The following is a 20460-nucleotide window of genomic DNA, read 5'->3' on the forward strand; positions in this document are numbered from 1 at the left end:
CAATCTTAATTAAATATTAAACTAATGGACAACAACTCTAAAATTCACTTCTTTTAGCGAATTATTGCACAATAATATTGAAACGGACTGACATTTTACAGGCAAAAACCAACATTATTTAATTCGAGGATAAAAATAAGCAAAAGCTTAGTGTAAAAGATACACTAGTTAAGATTTTTTTTATCTTTGCTATCAGAGTTTCTACTTAAATACAGTTAGTTAAAAGCAAATCTTATGAATAAACTAAATACTGTGATCGCGATAGATGGCTTTTCCTCCTGTGGAAAGAGCACATTGGCCAAACAACTGGCCAAAACTTTGAAATTTGCGTATGTAGACAGCGGGGCCATGTACCGGGCCATGACCTACCATTTCATTCAAAACAATATTGATTTGCACGATTTAGATGCGATTGCCGGCTGTGTAGATACCGCCCATATCGAATTCCGCTATATCAATGAGGAGAACCGGATTTTCTTAAATGACCAGGATGTTTCAGAAGAAATCCGCAAGATGTACATTTCTGAGAAGGTCAGTAAGGTAAGCCCTATTGCTTGCGTTAGAAAGGCATTGGTGAACATCCAACAGCGCCTGGGATCGGAACACAATATTGTCATGGACGGCAGGGACATCGGCACACAAGTTTTTCCATATGCTACAGTTAAATTGTTTATGACTGCAGATCCAAAAAAAAGAGCAGAACGCAGACATGCAGAGTTATGCGCAAAGAATGAGGCCGTAAGTTTCGATGAAATCTATACCAACCTCGCTCAGCGTGACTACGACGATACCACTAGAGCCGAGAGCCCTTTGGTTTGTGCTTCAGATGCGGTGGTATTGGACAATACTGACCTAAGTATGGAAGAACAGTTTAATTTGGCACTGGAAATTATACAAACAAATGCCAAAATCAACCTTCATCAGTAAGCTTTTAACTAGAAATGAATATATTTACAAAGTTTTCACAGCAAAACTGCAAGGTTATTAATAAAAGTTTAAGTTAAAATAAACAATAAGTTAAAACCATTAGAAATCATAAAATTAAATACTTAAAAATCCATAAATCAATGAAAAAAGCGCTAATCACTGGGATTACAGGTCAAGACGGCTCTTACTTAGCCGATCTATTATTAAAAAAAGGTTATGAAGTACACGGAATCAAACGCCGTAGTTCTTTATTCAATACTGACCGTATCGATCATTTATACCAAGATCCCCATGAAAGCAATGTACGTTTCGTATTGCACTACGGCGATTTAAGTGATTCTACAAACTTAATTCGAATCATTCAACAGGTTCAGCCCGATGAAATTTACAACTTAGGCGCAATGAGCCATGTACAGGTAAGTTTTGAAACTCCAGAATATACTGCAAATGCAGATGGTATCGGAACACTAAGAATCTTAGAAGCTATCCGTATCCTGGGTTTAGTGGAAAAAACTAAAGTTTACCAGGCATCTACCTCTGAACTTTATGGATTGGTTCAGGCAGTTCCTCAATCAGAAACTACTCCTTTTTACCCACGCTCACCTTATGCAGTAGCTAAAATGTATGCCTATTGGATTACCGTAAACTATCGTGAAGCTTACGGCATTTACGCTTGCAACGGTATATTGTTTAATCATGAGAGTCCATTGCGTGGTGAAACTTTTGTAACACGTAAGATTACCCGTGCCACGGCTAAAATCGCCTTAGGTATGCAAGACAAATTATATCTAGGTAACCTGGACGCTCGTCGTGATTGGGGTCATGCAAAAGATTATGTGGAAGCCATGTGGTTGATCTTACAACAAGAAAAACCAGAAGATTTCGTCATTGCAACAGGCGTAACGACTACCGTTCGTGATTTCATTAAAATGGCATTCGGCGAAGTTGGAATTACATTAGAGTTCAAAGGCGAGGGCGCAGAAGAAAAAGGATATGTGGTTTCTTGTGATAAACCAGAATTCCAGGTTGAAATCGGAAAAGAAGTAGTCGCAGTGGATCCACGCTACTTCCGTCCTACTGAAGTAGATCTGTTGATCGGTGATCCAACAAAATGTAAAGAAAAACTGAATTGGACACCTAAATATGACCTAGCAGGATTGGTAAATGACATGATGACTTCAGATGTTCAACACTTCCAAAAAGAAAGAATGTTGAAAGAAGCGGGTTACTCAGTGAAAAACCAATTCGAATAAGGTATGCTTCCAAAAAAGCGAATAATTTCAATTGATATATCTAATGGCACTTACGATGATTTCGTAAGTGCCATTATGAATTATGCCAGAGAGAAAATCTCTTCCTACGTTTGCGTTGCCAACGTACATATGTTGGTTGAAGCAAATGATTCCGTAGAGTTTCAAAAAATCGTCAACGATGCAGACCTTGTTACTCCAGATGGAATGCCCTTAGCCAAAAGCTTCTCCATTCTTTACAAGCAACAACAAGACAGAGTAGATGGCATGAGCCTTTTACCTAGGCTGCTAAAGGAATCAGAAAAAGAAAGCTTCTCGGTCTACTTTTACGGTGGCGCTCAAGGAACATTAGATGCAACCTCCGATTTTATCAAAAGCAATTATCCGGATTTAAAAGTAGCTGGTTTATATTCCCCTCCCTTCCGCCCTCTGACGGCTGAAGAAGATGCAGAAATTGCAAAAAAGATTACTGATTCAGGAGCTAATCTTGTTTTTGTAGTATTGGGATGTCCAAAACAGGAAAAGTGGATGGCAAGTATGAGAGGAAAAATTCCGGCAATCATGCTAGGAATAGGTGGAGCCTTACCTGTATTAGTTGGCCAGCAAAAAAGGGCTCCTAAATGGATGCAAAAAAGTAGTCTGGAATGGCTTTATCGTTTAGCTCAGGAGCCTAAGCGATTATTTAAGAGATACTTTTATACAAATAGTAAATTTTTATATTTATTGACACTGGAAAAATTAGGAAATTAAAATGGAACAATCAGCGAAAATATATGTAGCCGGTCACAACGGCATGGTGGGTTCAGCCATCGTAAGAAAACTAAAAGCCGAGGGCTTTAATAATATCATTACCCGTTCTTCCAAAGAACTAGATCTGAGAGATCAGCAAGCAGTTGCTGATTTTTTTGCTACTGAGAAACCTGAATATGTGTTTTTGGCTGCGGCTAAAGTTGGCGGTATCCTGGCCAACAACATTTATCGTGCAGACTTTTTATATGAGAACTTGATGATCCAAAACAATGTAATTCACTCAGCGTATCAAAATGATGTGACCAAGCTCATGTTCCTGGGTTCTTCGTGTATCTATCCCAAGTTAGCTCCACAACCATTAAAGGAAGATTACTTATTGACCGGGGAATTAGAACCAACCAATGAGCCTTATGCGATTGCAAAAATTGCAGGCATCAAAATGTGTGATGCTTATCGTGCTCAATATGGGTGCAATTACATTTCAGTAATGCCTACAAACCTATACGGCCCTAATGACAACTATGATTTGAACAATTCACACGTATTGCCAGCCCTGATCCGTAAAGTAATCACAGCGAAAAATAATGGAGATTCTTCAGTGACCATCTGGGGCACGGGAACTCCAAAAAGGGAATTCTTATATGTAGATGATCTGGCTGAAGCTTGCTTCTATTTAATGGAGACTTATAATGAGTCAGGATTAGTTAATATCGGTGTAGGTGAAGATGTTTCTATTTTGGAACTTGCGCAACTGGTAGTAAAGGTGGTCGGATTTGAAGGTGAAATCATCACAGACACGAGCAAGCCGGACGGAACACCAAGAAAACTAATGGACGTAGGAAAACTGAATGCCCAAGGCTGGAAAGCCAAAGTATCATTGGAAGAAGGCATCGCGAAGGTATACAACGAAGTGAAAGATTTAAATTGGAATTAATGAATTCGAATAACTACGTATTGATTATGGCAGGCGGAGTAGGCAGCCGCTTTTGGCCGAAAAGCCGCAACAATTTCCCAAAACAATTTCTGGACATCTTAGGAATAGGAAAATCACTGTTGCAGTTAACTTATGAACGTTTCTTGAAGTTATGCCCAAAAGAAAACATCTTCATCGTGACAAATAGCCAGTATGAGGATATTATCTTGCATCAGTTGAAGGGCATCACTGCCGCACAGTTGATCTGCGAGCCTAGCAGGAACAACACGGCACCTTGCATAGCATATGCCTCCTTTAAGTTAAAAGGGATAAATCCTTACGCAAACATTGTTGTTGCTCCCTCCGATCACTTTATTCTTTATGAAAATGTCTTTATTGAAAAAATCCAACAAGCACTGGATTATACAGATAAAAACGAAGCATTAGTAACTTTAGGTATAGCGCCTACCCGTCCAGATACCGGCTACGGCTATATCAAGTATGAATCTGCAGCGCAAAATGGAGTACATAAAGTAGCACAGTTCAAGGAAAAACCTTCTCTGGAAAAAGCTAAAGAATTTTTAGCGGAAGGAAACTATGTTTGGAATGCCGGTATTTTCATTTGGAAAGTTGGTTCTATAATCAACGCGCTGCAAAAACACTCTTCTGAAATTCATACTCTGTTTGAGAAAGGTAACGAATCATACAATACAAAAGCGGAACGCGCATTCATTGAAGAACATTATCCAACTTCTCCGAACATCTCTATTGACTATGCGATTATGGAGCAGGCAGATAACGTTTATACCATTCCGGCAGAATTTGGCTGGTCAGATCTAGGAACCTGGGCTTCTTTATACGAAGCTGCGCCTAAGAATGAAGAAAATAATGTGATTGCCGCACAGCAAATCAGTGTAAAAGATACAACTAACAGTATTATTCATATCAATTCAAAGAAATTAGCCGTTATTAGAGGATTAGACAACTTTATTGTCGTAGATGAGGGGAATGCCTTACTCATCTATCCTAAAGCGCAGGAGCAAGAAATTAAAGCTGTTGTAGCAGAACTCAGTAAAGAGTACGGAGAGACATTTATTTAAATCTCCATCTCTTAATGAATGGTTTTACCTAACATTGCCCTATGTATTTAAATTTCAAATGTAATGTACTATCAAAAAAGCTGTTCTTATCTATGATAACAACAGCTTTTTTTTCGACCGTCAATGCTCAATTAAAAGATGAATATAAGAGCTCGATTGAACTTCACGCAATCGGAACATCAAATAGCACTGTACCTTTTTGGATGAGATCTAATCAGTTTGGATCAACTCCATTGTGCGGCATCTCGAGTAGTGTGATAGGTAAATTCTCTAAGAAATATTCCGAACTTACCCCGAATGAAGAGATTTATGGAAAAAATAAGTTAGTAGATTGGGGATTTGGTTTTGAAGGTCGAGTAAATGGAGGAAAGAGCTCAAACCTCCAATTAATCGAAACCTATGTAAAAGCCAAAGCTTCTATCTTCCAATTGAAGGCCGGAAGAACGAAAGATGTAGTAGGTTTAAATGGAGATACAAGCCTAAGTTCAGGCAATTTCGCTGTGTCAGGTAATGCATTAGGAATACCCAAAATAGAACTATCCATTCCTGAATACTGGAGAGCACCTATCTTTGATGGACTTTTCTCAATTAAAGGCAGTTTTGCTCATGGCTGGGTTGGTCCAGCCAGAATTTTAGATAGTATTGATCTATCATCGAAAGAAAAAAGAAACGTATATTACACGATTGATAATACTCCTAATACTTACTTTCATCAAAAGTCCTTCTATGGGCGTATAGGTAGAGAGGGTTGGAAATTGAATATCTATGGTGGTTTTAATCATCAGGTCTATTGGGGAAATGAAGATTCTGCATATGGTTCTAGATTCAAGTTAAGCCCTGCGCAGACTTTTCTGTATGTTGCAACTGGAAGAGCTTATGGTTCGGACGGGATACCACGATCAAAGATCGGAAATCAAATTGGATCTATAGATTTAGGTATTGACTATGACTTCGAGTCTCTAAAAGTTATGATTTATCGGCAACAATTCTATGACGTAGGAGCATTAGCAAAATTGGCGAACATTGCAGATGGACTCACGGGTTTAAGTATTGAAAACAAGAGATTTCGCGAATCAAATCAAGTTTTCCAACTCAAGAAAATCTTAATTGAATTTTTCAGTTCCAAAAACCAAGCCGGGTATCCATGGTCTACACCAACTGCTTCAGGTGACGAAGACTACTACAACAATTATTATTATATCCAAGGTTGGACATATAAAAATATTGGTTTAGGTAACCCATTGATTACTCGTAAAGATGATGCTAAGCCTGGACAAGCTTCAAGCGAATACGATTATTTCATTAATAATCGAGTTTTAGCTTTACATATAGGGATCGATGCAGATATTAAAGATTGGGAAATGAGATCAAAGATTACTTACTCCAGAAACTACGGAACCTTCACGACAAGCAAATATGGTAAGTCAACAGGGATTAAAAGAGCCCAACCTTCCGACATACTATTTAAGCCAGTGAATCAACTTTCCTTCTATACGGAAGGTTTCAAAAGTCTAAATGAAAAGTACGACATTGGATTTTCTGGAGCTTTCGACTTAGGACAATTGCTAAAACATTCGTTTGGCTTAAGTTTAAAGATTAAACGAAATATATAATCTTAAGTATTCAACGAGTAAATAACGGACTTTTATTACTCATATTGAGAAAATTACTCACTTACCAAATGCATAGTTGATTGTTCAGGGGCTTTGTAACCAATTTTTTATAAAGGCATAAAAATTGCACATAAAGCATTACATATCAGCGCATTTATATGAGAGAACTTTACAAAAAAAAAATGTATTTAATATATTTTATATTCAGTCTATCAAGTTTACTAGGATGCAAAAAACGTAGCGTAAACGAAGAAACGATAGCGTCTGAGAATGCACAAGAATCCACTTCAGTACAGGTCGACACATCATATAATATATTCCATCAGTTGACGACTGACTCTTCTTCACAATCTGTTTTCATGCATGAAATTTCACCCAAATATGAAATAAATGCACGTGGTTGGCAAGGATGTCCTAGCATTGGCTATCTGAAAGGTAGCTTGTATGTTGGGTACTATTGTGGCACAAAGGGTGAAGAGCCTGGCAATTATATTTCTGTAGCGCTTAGTGATGATATGGGCAAGTCGTGGAAAGATAATTGTCTAATTCTAGCTCGTAAAGATGAATTAGGTCGCAATTTCGACCCTTCATTTTGGAATGACAAATATGGAGGATTGCATCTTTCTTGGACAACTTCGTCAAGCTTTTGGGATGGGGCCAAAGGAGGAACCTGGCAAGTTAAGGTTAAGCGTGCAAATAATAAAATCACTATGACTACTCCTTCATTTCTCTTTAATGGGATAATGAATGTTAAACCTACTATATCAATGACAGATAGCTCAAAAATTTTATTTCCTGTATCGGGCTGGAACTTCACGGGAAATAAAATCGGCATCTTTGACACAAGTCCAACACCCCAAGAATTAAATGGAGCATTTGTTTATGAATCAACTTATGATGCAAAAACAAAGCAAATTACGAAACCAACAAAAATTTCATTGATCAATACTATATATTCAAGAACTTTTGATGAGCATATGATTGTAGATTTAGGTTTAGGAAACATGATTTGCTTGCTAAGAACAAATACTAATGGGACGTGTATTGTAAGAAGCGCTGATGGGGGTAGAAGTTGGACAACTCAAGAGCCATTTTTATCAGTAGGATCTACGACCGATAGCAAAATCTTTTTTGGAAAACTAAAATCAGGCAATATACTGCTAGTTTTAAATAACAGCACAAAAAGGGAAAAACTAACAGCCTATCTTTCAAAAGACAACGGTAAAACGTGGCCATTTAAGGTTCTAATTGATGCTAGAAATGGTGTTTCATATCCAGATGCAACAGAAAATTCTGAAGGCGAGATATGTCTAGTTTACGATTATGGTAGATCGCCAATAGGTCACGTGATATTTGCAAAATTCAGTGAGCAAGATATTATTAACGGAGACCCATCAAAGATTTTAAAGACCATGGTAAGTCAAATTAAACCGTTGCCTTAGAACCAAATCCATCAATTAATCTCTGTTTTAGCTTTAAATTGTTCGACAAGTTATGCAGTAAAATAATAGCGACCGGCGAGTATGTAAAAAAACCATTTGTTACTATGAGAATTAAAAAAAATATTAGTGCATAGACATCTTTTTCTTTCAAATAATACCAAAAGCAAAAAACATATAATATAACTCCCAAAATCCCTAGGTTAAACATAATATCAAATAAATCATTATGCATCCAAATTTGCAATCCGAATGTTTTATAATTAAAATCCATAGAAGCATATGGGCCACGACCTACAATATTTGTGCTTGAGAAACCATCCTCTTCGACTTGGGCAAACATATTAAACCATATAATCGTCCTTGATTCGGAATACTCCTCTTGACTCTTATCTCCGAAACTGAAAGTATTCTCGAACGTTGATGAAATTCGATCAAAACTTGCTGAACTACTAAAAATGGAAAAGATGGGGAGTGCGAGAATAGCTACAACACCCAATCCTAATATCCTAGATCTATTTTTCGAATCCTTCATGTTCCTAAGAAAATAGTAGACATAAGGCACCAACATCGCCAATAGCCCTGACCTAGCTCCCACATAAGCACCAGCAGCAGAGACTACAATAGCCAACTGTAGTCTATTGGTGTATAAAAAATAAAACGTGAAGATGGCACAATAATATGCGAGCTGATGTGGAATTACGAATCCCACTAAATAATACCGATCCTCTAATAGTGATTCAACAGAAAACGTATAGTAAAAAGCTATAATAAATAAAATCAACCCAACTAAATAAGTATCGTGCTTCTTAATAATTGCGACAGATTTGTCACCGGCGAATGCTAATAGCAGACTGCATGTCAAAATTATATTTATCAAATAACTTGCATTGTTTGCTAAAGTATTTGAGTCATAAAAAATAAGTCCAAATCCAAATATCAGCAATAGAAATAATTGTTTCTTGTCGTAATTTGTTTTAAATATGATATAAAGGAAAACACCGATATACATATACGGCGTGAAGTTCTTTTCTGGACGAGTTAGCGGATTCCAGCCCTTTAGAAGAATAAATTCCAGCACCTGTATAATTGGCGTACAGGCAACTAGTAAAAGATACTCAAAAGAGCTAAAAATACTTGACTTATTCTTCATTGAAAGGGTTACTTGAACATATTTACTATTTTTGAACCAATCCTGTTGAACACTCTTTTTGGACTATACAAAGATGCCAATAATACGAAAAAATAATACCGCATCATATTTCCTTGGGTGAAAGCATGTATGCCCTTTCTATAAGTTGAAAGAGAAGCCGCGTCATATTTGAGCTTTAAATTCGTTAAGAATGAACCTCCGAATTCACGCTTAAAATCCTCTAAATATTCAACATCCAGGTCATTTTTAAATCTATGCAATGAAAACTGATAATTTATATAACATTCAGCCCATCTCGTATGGGTGATACTGTTTGGATTCATCCTCATCAAGTATAAGCACTTATTGATATTAGCTAACTTACCTTTTTTTGACATCTGTAAAAAGAAATCCAGATCCTCTCCTACCCCTTTCATCTGGTATTTTCCTGCTGCCATGACAACATCCTTTCTAAAGATAATTGACGGGTGGCAAACTGCATGCGACAAGTTTAAAAGTCCATCCACGATCTCCTCATGTATAGTGGGAAATTTTCTATAATACAATTTTTCGGTATGGATATTTTCGATAAAATAAGCTACCTCCGAACCACACATGCCAATGGTAGGATTAAGATCCATGTAATTTACCAAGATATCGAATCTATCAGGAAGTGAAATATCATCTGAGTCCATTCTGATCAAATATTCACCCAGAGACAAATCTATCCCAAAATTAAGTGTATCTCCCAAACCAGTATTTGGCTTTAGATGATATTTCAATCGAGCATCGTAGCTAAATCTAGCTACTATCTCACCGGTGTTGTCAGTACTTCCATCATCCACTATTAATAATTCAAAATCTTTAAAAGTCTGATCCAATATTGACTGGATAGCATCAGATATAAGATGAGCGCAATTATACGTGGGAAGCAAAACAGAAACTTTTGGATTCATATTTAAATATGTTAATCTTTTCTAGTAGAATAATTATATACCAATTTCAATGCATTTTGATAATTTCCTTTAGAAATCAACTTTATAGCATCAACTTTTCGATTGTTAATTAAAAAATAAAGCAGTGAACGTTCGAAAAATTTAAACATCAAATATTCCTTGCTAAGTAATTTAGAAGATATAGTCTCTTTAAGATGTCTTCCCAAAGCCAATATATCTTCCAGTCCAATATCAACTTTGAATTTTGCTCTACTAGGACTTGTTATGACACTTATTATGCTCAATTGATCTACAGATAATTTAAAGGAAAGTTTATCGCTGAGTTTAAGCATAATTTTCTGAAACAATTCAACATCCAGTTCATAGTTCCTATTATTTACGGCTCCCTCATTAAGCTCATGCCTCCTATAATTCAAAAGAACCTTTTGAATATTTGCAAACTCACAAGTACCAATCATATCTATCCATAGAGCGTAATCATCATATTTTGGAAATTCCGTAGAATAGTGCAATCCATTTTCAATTAACACCCTATTTCTTATCATCATAGTGGGATGATAAAAAGGATTTTGACAAATCAAATTAGCAACAAGATTTCTGTGAGAAACTGGAGGATACTTTAGGTAAGATTTTAGATTGTCACCAAAATATTTGACCCCGGTTCCTAATAAGCCTATTTGCGTATGATCGTCCAAAATCTTCAATTGTTCTTCCAATCTTGTCGGATAAGCTATATCATCACTATCCATTCTGGCTATATATTTTGCATCTAAAGATTCTGAAAGACCAATATTTAACGAGGATATTAGTCCAATGTTCTTTGAATTATTAATAAACCGTATTCTCTTATCTGAAAAAGATTCGATTATTTCCACTGACTTATCCGTGGAGCCATCATTGATGATCAGAAAATCGAAATCTCTAAATGTCTGATTTAAAATACTATTAATCGAATCATGTAAATAATCTTCCTGATTATAAACCGACATAATCAAATTTACTTTAGGCATCTTATATTAGTCTAGAAGTTTTGGAAATTACTTTCATTGGATTTCCATACGCTACAGAATCTGAAGGAATAGATTTTGTAACTACACTTCCCGCACCAATGCTAACGTTATCGCCGATAGAAATGTTTCCAATTAGGACCGTATTGGAGCCGATATCGACATTATTTCCGATTATAGGGCAGCTCTCGTCATTTCCCTTATTACCGATAGTTGTGGAATGTCTTAGCAATACATTACTTCCAATAACTGAATTTGCATTAATTATCAACGCTGTTCCATGCCATACTTGCAATCCTGGCCCGATGATAGTTCTATCAGGAATTTCAACTCCCATAAGCCAGATAAAAATCCAATGATAAAACTTTATAAAAGGTAACCCAACAATTCTGACCAACAAATATTTATGTTGAGAAAAATACCTAGCAATTCGATAAGTTACTACAATTGCTTTACCTTTGCTATTTCCTTTATTAACACTCAAATCCTGTCTTATAGTACTATACAATCCCATTATTTACTGTTTGAAAAGTTTAGCTTTTAATAATTTAAGTTTTAATGTAATTAGCCTCCAATTAGAAACAGACTTAACACTATTCTCTCCATTCAAAGAAGCAAGCAACTTGATAATATAATCGGAAGCTAAGCCCTCTGACGAATTACCCAAATGTTGACTCAAAGTTTTACTACTCTGAGAAAAAATATATTCTGAACTAGTAATTAACTCTAGATAGGATTTCAATTCCGTAATATTTCTTGCTACGAACAATGTCTCATTATCCGCCTCAAACTTGTAATCCATCATCTCATTGTGAGGATTATAATATATAGCTGGTCTTCCTAAGGAAATTGCCTCTAATATTAAGGCACTAAATCGAGAAACCACAACAGACGATTTAATAATAGTGTCATGAACTATTCCCGGATGGGATTTTAGTAAATTAAAATTTGTAAAGTCGCCGTTATCTCGAGGATGTTGAGAAATAATATAATCAACATTTATTTCCTTACATGTCTGAATAATATCGTTTACCCAGACCTCTCTTATTTCCTCGAAAATCCCATAAGTAAAATTTACATTAATGAAAACCTTTTTATATTGCGATTGAGGATGTATTGTTAGGTTTTCAAACCGAGGATTACCAATTACAGCACATATCATACCCTTTAAATTGATATTTTTTAAGGAATTCACCCCTTGAAAGACTGGGACTGAACAATTCCGAAGCCGACCATCCTTCTCATTCAGATCGAGTATAGATTCTTGTATGCAAACTGTATTTTTATTGGCATTCAGATATTCTGCATTTAGGACTAATTCAGCCCTTCCCCAATCATTCCCTAAAACTAACAATCCACTTCTACTCTTGTCTTGAGTACAGTTCAATATGCCTCCAGTTAGCGGAATTTTATTTTTCAGTGCTGCAGTTTCTCCATTTTCATTATCTCCCACATACAATGAGTAATTTGGAGGGCTTAGTGATTCTAAAATGTTCTTAAAGAGATAAACGTGAGTGTCGTTGGAAGCGTAAAAATTAAACATTAATGACGGCTTCCTACTATCAGGCGATTTGAAAGTAGAAATATCTGATCCAGATAACATTTCTTCATACATTTCTTGAAAATCGTTAGAAATATCTTCCTCAATTAAAACTTTTTTAATTTGGACGAATTCATTTAATGAGAAATAAGAAGACAATCCAGGTGAATACCAAAAGGCAACACTTTCCGGATTATTCTCTATATAAGAATAGACAAATTTAATATTGCTATTGTAAATTAATATCGTCAAGTTACCCATTATAGTTGTACATTAATTACCATTGCTAATAGAGAAAATAAAATAAGAATCAATAATGCAGGCAATCCCACAGTTCTTTCAAAATTTAAAAAATTTATGCCTAAAGACCTGTAGGAATGAACAGCTGCATACCACGCGTAAAATCCGACATACCCAATAAGCATCCCAATAGGTATTGCATAAATACCGACATACTGTATTAAAATCAAAGATGAAACTATATACAAAATTCCAGAGACACCATCCGCAATGTGAGATATGATGTGGTTTGTCGATAGATACACCTGGATGTGCATGGCTCCAAATCGATGCATAAAAAATGCGATCCCTAACGCAAACCACATTGTTTGAGAAACAAACGGAACATCACTATGAATCAATGCCAATATTCGGTTGGAAAAAACCGCGACTATTATGAAACTAAATACGAAAACAATATGACTCAGGAACATCCCTTTTTTAACAACTCTTACTAGTTCCTTAATATCACCCTTAACCCTAAGAATCGCCAAAATTGGAATCTTACTATAAAAAGGCGCCATAGATACCTCTCTTATTTGATTGATAATCCTTAGTGCTAGGAGATAAGAGGCGACTGCAACTGTATTGCCAACTTGAGCATAAATTAATCCAGTTAGATTAGTAAGTCCTACTGACATAAATCCAGACACTCCACTTCTCCATGCCGGTTGCCAAATACTGTTAAAAATTTTTCGATCAAATGGAAGTTTGGATGCTGCATCGACATATATATTTCCATCAAGATGTCTGCATAAATACCAATCTCTTAGTGTAACCACCATAACCCAAAACTGATTCACAATCACAAGATTAAGTAAAGATGGAAAAAATAATAGTACACCAATACTGGATAAAATACTTCCGATTGAAGTGAAAGTCTCAATTCGTCTAACTAGAGCTATCTTATTTATCCCCTCTAGAAAGTTTAAATAAATTTTGCCATAAAATCCTACACAAGATACCAATAACACCACTATCCAAGATATCCAACCTCCATTAGATGTACTGGCATCTTTAATTGGCTTAATTAGAGACCAGGTACCAAAAATTGACATGAGAATAAACAATATTAACGTCAACCATATGTAAATCGACTTCATTGTTGATACAATGTTATTGAGCAATTTATAATTTGGAACTAAATCTGAATTTCCGTCAGTGTTTGAAAAAGTATCGATGCTGGTAGCTCCACCAAAAGCATAAGAAATTAATCGTGAAAACGTTTGTCTAAAACCAAAATCAGCTATACTTTGAAGTGAAATAATAGTCGAGAATAGATACCATAATACGATATCACCTGGAGAAAATTGCTTCAAAACTAGTGGTAGTACTCCAAATAATGTGAGAGCTTTGGTGGAATAACTCATCCAAGTCATTATTGTTGGTGAATTCCAAATAGCTAATTTCAAAACTTTGATGCTGCTAGACATTCTTACTGCTACTTAAATTGGAAAAGCTATTTAAATATTCAAAATCAGCAGCCAAAAGAGGATTATTATAAGCAATGAAATCAATTCCATTAAATTCTGCTGCCTCTGCGTCATTTATAGAATCACCTATCAATAAAGTATCTTTGGAATCATATTTCCATTCCAAAAATAGGTTCTTAACCAATTGCTTTTTTGGAGTCGGAGAGCCATTTATTGATTTAAAATATCTTGTAAGATCCAGCGCGTCACAAATTTGGCGTAACTCATTTCCATCTGAACCAGAAACAATATGCATTTCATACTTATCCCAGTTATTTTCAATAAATCTTACACTGTCTTTAATCAATAAATTCTCATCAATCAACGCTTCCAACATAATCTTTGAAAAGGAATTTGCATGCTCCTGAACTTGTTCCTCAGTAATCGCCTCTCCACGAATATTCTCGAAAAAATGGCGAAATTTCACATATCGGGATAAACCTCCATTCAAATTATGAAAGTCCATCAATTCCTTCACCTGTTCTTCAGGGTAGGATTTTAATACAAGGCTAAAACCATTACTCCTAATTGGCATGGAGTCCATAATTACTCCATCGAAGTCCCAAAGTATTACTTTATAATCTAAAAAATTTTTCATATAGTGCCTCAGCAATTTTAAAATCCTCTTCCCAATCAATATCAACTGACTTCAATTTGCCCATTTCATATAAAAATGGTTTATTACCAATTCTGTTATGGTTGTTCAAATAGACAGCTCTTGATGTTAAAAAGACAGCATGGTTTAATTCATACAACTGCGGCAAATCCTGTGTGCGCGGCCAAGCTAATGACGTATTATTATTAAAGATCTTCGCGTTTTCATCTAACAAAAAGTTCTTAAAAGAGGTAACGCTAATCAACGAATCAAAACCTTCCTGAAGCTTAAGCTCATAGCTTTCAATCGCCTCGTCATAATCACTTCCATCTACAAACGGAGTAGTAGTATGACCCCAAAGTATGTGCTCAGCATCCGTTATCGTAGGCACATATTTTATTAAGTCTGTCAAACTTGTGGTATCGAGGCAAAGTTCCTCCGGACGTTCAATGATTTGAACACGACTATCTTGCTCCCTATAAGATTTTGCGATCTCTATACTTAGCTCGTCATTTGTGGATAAAATAATAGAGTCAAGCAGCTTTGAGCTAATCAACTGTTTTAGCTTCAGTTCCAAAATACCACCACTAATATCACTAAATGGTCTTGTGTTCTTGCTTAAAACCCTTTGACTACCTTTACGTGTAGGTAAAAAAAAAGCAACCTTATTTGTCATAAATTAAAGAATAGATAGATCCAATGCTTAAATTTTCATACCTCGTAGGCGTGAGTGAAATCAAATCTTTTTGATAATATTCACTAAAAGATTTAAAGGCATATTCGTTTTCATCAACTAGCATTCTTTCTATTTGCGTAATTGCTGTCTCTTGATAACCATCATAGCCCACTACATAGATATTTTCGACGCCTAAATCTGCTGCTGCTTGTAATGCTAAAACAGTATGCGAGTCTGGAGCTTTACTAGGAAACTTCACAGATTCCAATTCGAAGCTTTTATCTTTCACTGGAGCCGGAATGTAAGTTCCCATCTTTCTTGGATATGGAGGGAGTACGCATTCTCCACTAAATTGCCCAAGATCATTGAATATACTTTCAAGCCTATGCCCTTCATTTCCGACTAAGCAAAAGAACTGATCTACATTAATCTCCTTGTACAATTTGGAGTTTTTAGAGCTCGCATGAATTAGACAGATGTCATCGTATTCACTAGCAAATTCTATAACTGCCTTTGAGTGTTCAACTCCAGCAGGGCCGCCACCGATAATTATGGCAGTTTTATAGGATTTAGCCGGTTTGAAAACGGATAACTCTTCATTATCTTTTTGCTTATTTTTTTGATTTTGTAGGGCTCTAATAATGCTATTAAAAGAATAAAATCTTGCTGTAACCCAATCCATAACATCCTTCTGTGGAAGGGAATTAGAGCCTGAAATCATATAAGGCAAATTCGTTCCCCACTCGTGTTTCGCAAGTAACGGTTCAATGGCATCCACCGCATTCCCCAAAGAATTAAAATCGACATCCCAACCAAACTTAGTGTTTAGAACAGCAAGCAACAATTCCATCTTAAGGTTTCCTGCACCACGGCCCATTCCTAATATAGTGGCATCAATCATTTCTGCTCCGTGTTCTATCGCAGTAAGCGTATTGATCAATCCCAATTCCAGATTATTATGCCCATGGAATCCGATTTTACAACTAGTATTAGCTTTAACTAAACTCATTGTTGATATCACATCTTCCGGATAAACACCTCCATAGGAATCAACCATATAAAAATAATCCGCTATTCCGTCGACGTTTTTTAAGTCTTTGATGAAATCGCCGTATTGATTCCATTTTGACATATACATCACATTGAAGCCTACCTCGAAACCCATTTTTTTGATCTGCTCTGCGAGAATAATAGCACTACCCAAGTTTTGAGGATCAATGGCCATGCGAACCATGTCGACCAGCCCTACGATCGGCGAAAGCAGTTCATGTAGAAATTCAAGTTTAATATCTCTCTCATTAAGGATGATAACTAGTTTCTTATTAGACTTCTTTCTTAAATCTTCGAGTTCATAAATTGGTGAATAAAAATACTTGCCTAAATAACCCTTTTGAGGCTTACTTCTATAACCGATCTCAAGATAATCAACTGGAAGATTGTTCATTGATCTTATATATTCATCTACCAATGGCTTATCAAAATCCCAATTGGTATAGTAACCTCCGTCTCTTAAAGTACAATCTAATAGCTTAAGCATAATTATAAGGGTTTAAATTTTAAATATTCTTTTGAAAAGGCTTGTCTTTTTAACTTCATTACTACCATAACTGCCATAGCCATAGCCATACCCGTAGCCATAGCCATAACCATAACCATAACCGTAACCGCTGGTTGACTGGATATCATTTACGACGATACCTATTTTATTCATCTTCTTATTCTGATAGAGATCCTCAACAATATTCAGTTGGTGCTTAAGAGTATAATTTTGTCTAACCAAATACATACAAATATCAGCATAAGGCGAAATCAATTGAGCATCTGTTACCACTCCAACAGGTGGAGCATCAATAATAACATAATCAAACTGTTGCTTTAGCTCATCGATCAGAATAGTTGTCCTATCACTCAAAAGCATTTCAGCGGGATTTGGTGGTATCGGCCCAGAACTTACGATATAGAGATTTTTATGAAGACTTACCGGCTTTACTATATCTTTTGCTGACAAACTTAGGTCGATAATATAATTTGTAAAGCCAAGATTATTATTGATGTCTAACTTGGCAGATAAACCAGGTTTCCTCAAATCTAACTCCATAAGAAGAACTCTCTTATTAGACAAAGCTAAAATGTTGCCTAAATTTATTGCCACAAAGGACTTACCTTCTCCAGACATACTCGAGGTAACCAAAATTACCCTCTGTGTCCCATCTTTAAGGAAAAAAGACAAATTGGTTCTTAGAGCCCTGAATTGTTCAGATACTGCAGACCTTGAGCTATTAGCAACTACTAGATTGTTATTTTCTTCGTTATGGCTAATCTCACCAATAATTGGAACATCAGTAATTTTTGAAATATCATCCTTTGTCTTGATTTTATCATTCAACAAATCTTGAAGATAAATTACTCCAACAGGTATTAACAAACCAGCAATAATTCCAAATAAATAGATAATAGATTTTTTAGGACTGAAAGGCTTAACCTCCGACTTCGGCGGATCTATAGTTTTTGAATTTGATATATTTGATGTTTTCGATATTGCTGTTTCTTCACTCTTCTGCATCAAGAAAATATACAGTTCATTCTTAATTTGTTGTTGACGAAAAAGATTTAAATAAGATCGTTCTATCAAGGGAACTTCCTTTACTTGTGACTCAGCAGCTTTCATTTGACTAGTGATTTTATTTCTAGTAATAATAAATCCGTCTAATGTTGTTGCCAAATTAGATTCTATATCTGCCCTAGCATTAGCAATCTCTTTATCAATTAGAATTATCGATGGATTTGCTTCAGTAATTCCAATGAGCTTACGTGCGCGTTCTAACGTTAATTCATTATATTTTTCAACTGCACCATTGAATACCATATCGGCAGGAATTAAGGCACTAGGCAATACTCTCTTATTTTTAGAATTGTCGCTCAGGTAATCTTGCAAACTTTTTAAGATACTAATTTGGGTCTCAATCTTAGCTAATTCACTGACATACTGACTAGTAGTTTGGACCAGCAACTTCGACTGTTCTGTCATATCGGCCAAATTATTTCGCTGTTTAAAGCCTTGAATGTCACCTTCCAAATCTCCGAGTTCTTTACCAATAAAACTTAGACGATTTTGTATAAACTTCACCGTACTATCGGCAACTTCATTTTTATCCTTTAAATTTCCTTGCACATATTTTTCGATCAACTTCGCTAAAATCACCTCCCCCTTCCTTGCGATAGGCTGAACTAGAGTTAAGTCGATAATTGTAATCTGCTTATTTTTAACTTCAACAGTTAAATCTCTCATCAGTTGAGCAACTCTAGAATCAATCGACATAATGGAAAAACTACATTCTTCCATTAAATCTGATTTTGTAGGATTTCGCTCAATTTTCACTATCCCCACCTTTGGAATTAGAAAAGGCTGTCCAACTCTTACGTTGGTGTCAAGCCATTCTGTAGAGATAGCTAACTCTTGATTTTTTAGAAACTTTACATTGACATTGGCTCCTCTGATTGTATCAACTGGAGATACCACTTTAACTATAATTGGAGCCTGATAAATCTCAACATCCTTAATTCGCGCATTTTTATAGTAAGTGATATTAAGATCTAGATCCTTAACCACCTGTTCCATTAAAAATCTTGTTTTAAGAATTTCAGCTTCGTTATCAACGATACTCTTAGTCCCAAATAATCCACCGAGATTCCCGAGTAGATCATTTCCTCCCATCAAACCACCGCCTTTCTTTTCATCATTAACCAATAGTCTAGCTGATATTTTAAAATTTGGTGTAGTATACCTCGCATATAGAAAGGATATGCAAAGACAAATAAATAACGACAACCCAATCCAGTACCAATTAGCCAATAGGCGACCCAAGATCTGTCTAAAGTCTACAACGTCCTTTCTTTCACGTGATTCTTTATCTTCAAAAAGTGTATTCATCTATTTTAGAGTAGGGGATGTTAGATTCTTGTAATTAAAACAATTAATACAGACAAAGCCGTACCGATCAAAGCAAAAGTCTGAGCTCTCGCTGTATTTAAGGAAGCAGCTTTACCCTTATTAGGTTCAATGTAGAGAACGTCATTTTGCTTTAAATAGTAATATGGGCTGTTAAAAATATCTTTAGAGTTCAGATTCAATCTTGCAAACTCTTTCTTACCCCCATTATCCCTAATTATCGTGACATTTTCCCTCTTACCAAAAATGGTTAAATCACCAGCAAGTCCTAAAGCATCTAAAACACTGACCTTTTCATTAGGAATTACATAGGAGGCAGGTCTGGCAACTTCACCTAATATTGTTACTTTAAAATTTGCAAAGCGCACCTGCACATTCGGATTAGTATAGACAACAGCTGCCTTTTCTTTAATTAAATCTCTAGCTTGATAAGTCGTCAAGCCTGTGACCTTAACTCTTCCAACAACAGAAAGATCAATCTCTCCATTTTTATCTACCAAAAACCCTGAGGTAGGGGGAGTAGCACCTAAGGCTGACGTAGAACCCGTGCTTGTGCTTATTGCCTGGCTTCCTACTTGGTTCACAACCATATTTGTGGTTGGATCTATCGTAAATATAGATATTGATAAGATATCATCGGACTGGATTACCGGTTCAGTAAACTTCGCGGTATTGGACAGTTCAGATTGCTGTGCAGCGCTGATATCCTGAAAATAAGCGACTTTTTTCGTGGTCTCACACGATGCCAGCAGCAATCCTGCCACCAGTATAAAACAATTGATTAGTTTTCTGTTACTCAAACGTCTCTTCATAGGTATTGATAAGGTGTTTTTTAACTTTTTAATTTAAATTACTTTAATTG

Annotated in this window: 18 protein-coding genes; 7 read left to right on the forward strand and 11 right to left on the reverse strand. The window is 35.8% G+C overall.

The annotated features are described in order from the left end of the window. The first annotated feature begins 234 nt into the window (after nt 1–234). From cmk to WAE59_RS19275, 7 genes are all read left to right on the forward strand, one after another. Nucleotides 235–927 carry a (d)CMP kinase gene (cmk, locus tag WAE59_RS19245; RefSeq protein WP_337857608.1) on the forward strand — a complete coding sequence of 231 codons (693 nt, stop codon included), beginning with the start codon at nt 235–237 and terminating at the stop codon, nt 925–927. 140 nt (nt 928–1067) lie between these two features. Then, nucleotides 1068–2180 (forward strand): GDP-mannose 4,6-dehydratase, encoded by a 1113-nt coding sequence (gene gmd, locus WAE59_RS19250; protein ID WP_337857609.1) that lies wholly within the window; start codon nt 1068–1070, stop codon nt 2178–2180. A gap of 3 nt (nt 2181–2183) precedes the next feature. Then, nucleotides 2184–2927: a WecB/TagA/CpsF family glycosyltransferase gene (locus WAE59_RS19255; protein WP_337857610.1), complete on the forward strand. Its 744-nt coding sequence runs from the start codon at nt 2184–2186 to the stop codon at nt 2925–2927. Between the two features lies 1 nt (nt 2928). Continuing rightward, nucleotides 2929–3861 carry a GDP-L-fucose synthase gene (fcl, locus tag WAE59_RS19260; RefSeq protein WP_337857611.1) on the forward strand — a complete coding sequence of 311 codons (933 nt, stop codon included), beginning with the start codon at nt 2929–2931 and terminating at the stop codon, nt 3859–3861. Continuing rightward, nucleotides 3861–4940: a mannose-1-phosphate guanylyltransferase gene (locus WAE59_RS19265; RefSeq protein WP_337857612.1), complete on the forward strand. Its 1080-nt coding sequence runs from the start codon at nt 3861–3863 to the stop codon at nt 4938–4940. The genes fcl and WAE59_RS19265 overlap by 1 nt, the downstream gene beginning before the upstream one ends. Nucleotides 4941–5032: 92 nt before the next feature. Then, complete coding sequence (locus tag WAE59_RS19270; RefSeq protein ID WP_337857613.1) at nt 5033–6553, forward strand: capsule assembly Wzi family protein; 1521 nt, start codon at nt 5033–5035, stop codon at nt 6551–6553. Between the two features lie 158 nt (nt 6554–6711). Next, a complete protein-coding gene (locus WAE59_RS19275) occupies nt 6712–7995 on the forward strand; it encodes a sialidase family protein (RefSeq protein WP_337857614.1) in 1284 nt (427 codons plus the stop codon). On the opposite strand, the gene WAE59_RS19280 is transcribed toward WAE59_RS19275, so the two are convergent. Genes WAE59_RS19280 through WAE59_RS19330 form a run of 11 tightly spaced genes read right to left on the reverse strand, consistent with a single transcriptional unit; the run spans nt 7979 to nt 20410 of the window. Continuing rightward, a complete protein-coding gene (locus tag WAE59_RS19280; protein WP_337857615.1) occupies nt 7979–9145 on the reverse strand; it encodes an O-antigen ligase family protein in 1167 nt (388 codons plus the stop codon). The genes WAE59_RS19275 and WAE59_RS19280 overlap by 17 nt on opposite strands. 8 nt (nt 9146–9153) lie before the next feature. Beyond that, complete coding sequence (locus tag WAE59_RS19285; RefSeq protein ID WP_337857616.1) at nt 9154–10080, reverse strand: glycosyltransferase family 2 protein; 927 nt, start codon at nt 10078–10080, stop codon at nt 9154–9156. Between the two features lie 11 nt (nt 10081–10091). Continuing rightward, a complete protein-coding gene (locus WAE59_RS19290; RefSeq protein ID WP_337857617.1) occupies nt 10092–11090 on the reverse strand; it encodes a glycosyltransferase in 999 nt (332 codons plus the stop codon). A gap of 1 nt (nt 11091) precedes the next feature. Continuing rightward, on the reverse strand, nt 11092–11601 hold the full coding sequence (locus tag WAE59_RS19295) for a serine acetyltransferase (protein ID WP_337857618.1): 510 nt from the start codon (nt 11599–11601) through the stop codon (nt 11092–11094). 3 nt (nt 11602–11604) lie between these two features. Next, the gene (locus tag WAE59_RS19300; RefSeq protein WP_337857619.1) at nt 11605–12879 is read right to left on the reverse strand and encodes a hypothetical protein; all 1275 of its coding nucleotides are present in this window, start codon (nt 12877–12879) and stop codon (nt 11605–11607) included. A gap of 8 nt (nt 12880–12887) precedes the next feature. Beyond that, entirely contained in the window at nt 12888–14339 is a 1452-nt protein-coding gene (locus WAE59_RS19305) for a hypothetical protein (RefSeq protein ID WP_337857620.1), read from the reverse strand. After that, nucleotides 14332–14976, reverse strand: a complete 645-nt coding sequence (locus WAE59_RS19310) for an HAD family hydrolase (protein ID WP_337857621.1) — start codon at nt 14974–14976, stop codon at nt 14332–14334. The genes WAE59_RS19305 and WAE59_RS19310 overlap by 8 nt, the downstream gene beginning before the upstream one ends. Continuing rightward, nucleotides 14954–15649, reverse strand: coding sequence for an acylneuraminate cytidylyltransferase family protein (locus tag WAE59_RS19315; RefSeq protein WP_337857622.1), 696 nt, complete (start codon nt 15647–15649; stop codon nt 14954–14956). Before WAE59_RS19315 ends, WAE59_RS19310 begins: the two co-directional genes overlap by 23 nt. Next, nucleotides 15639–17186: an aldolase catalytic domain-containing protein gene (locus WAE59_RS19320; RefSeq protein WP_337857623.1), complete on the reverse strand. Its 1548-nt coding sequence runs from the start codon at nt 17184–17186 to the stop codon at nt 15639–15641. The genes WAE59_RS19315 and WAE59_RS19320 overlap by 11 nt, the downstream gene beginning before the upstream one ends. 12 nt (nt 17187–17198) lie before the next feature. Continuing rightward, a complete protein-coding gene (locus WAE59_RS19325; protein WP_337857624.1) occupies nt 17199–19580 on the reverse strand; it encodes a GumC family protein in 2382 nt (793 codons plus the stop codon). Between the two features lie 20 nt (nt 19581–19600). Then, nucleotides 19601–20410 (reverse strand): polysaccharide biosynthesis/export family protein, encoded by an 810-nt coding sequence (locus WAE59_RS19330; protein ID WP_337857625.1) that lies wholly within the window; start codon nt 20408–20410, stop codon nt 19601–19603. Between the last annotated feature and the right edge of the window lie 50 nt (nt 20411–20460).

The sequence above is a fragment of the Pedobacter sp. GR22-6 genome, from assembly GCF_037402555.1.
Classification (GTDB): Bacteria; Bacteroidota; Bacteroidia; order Sphingobacteriales; family Sphingobacteriaceae; genus Pedobacter.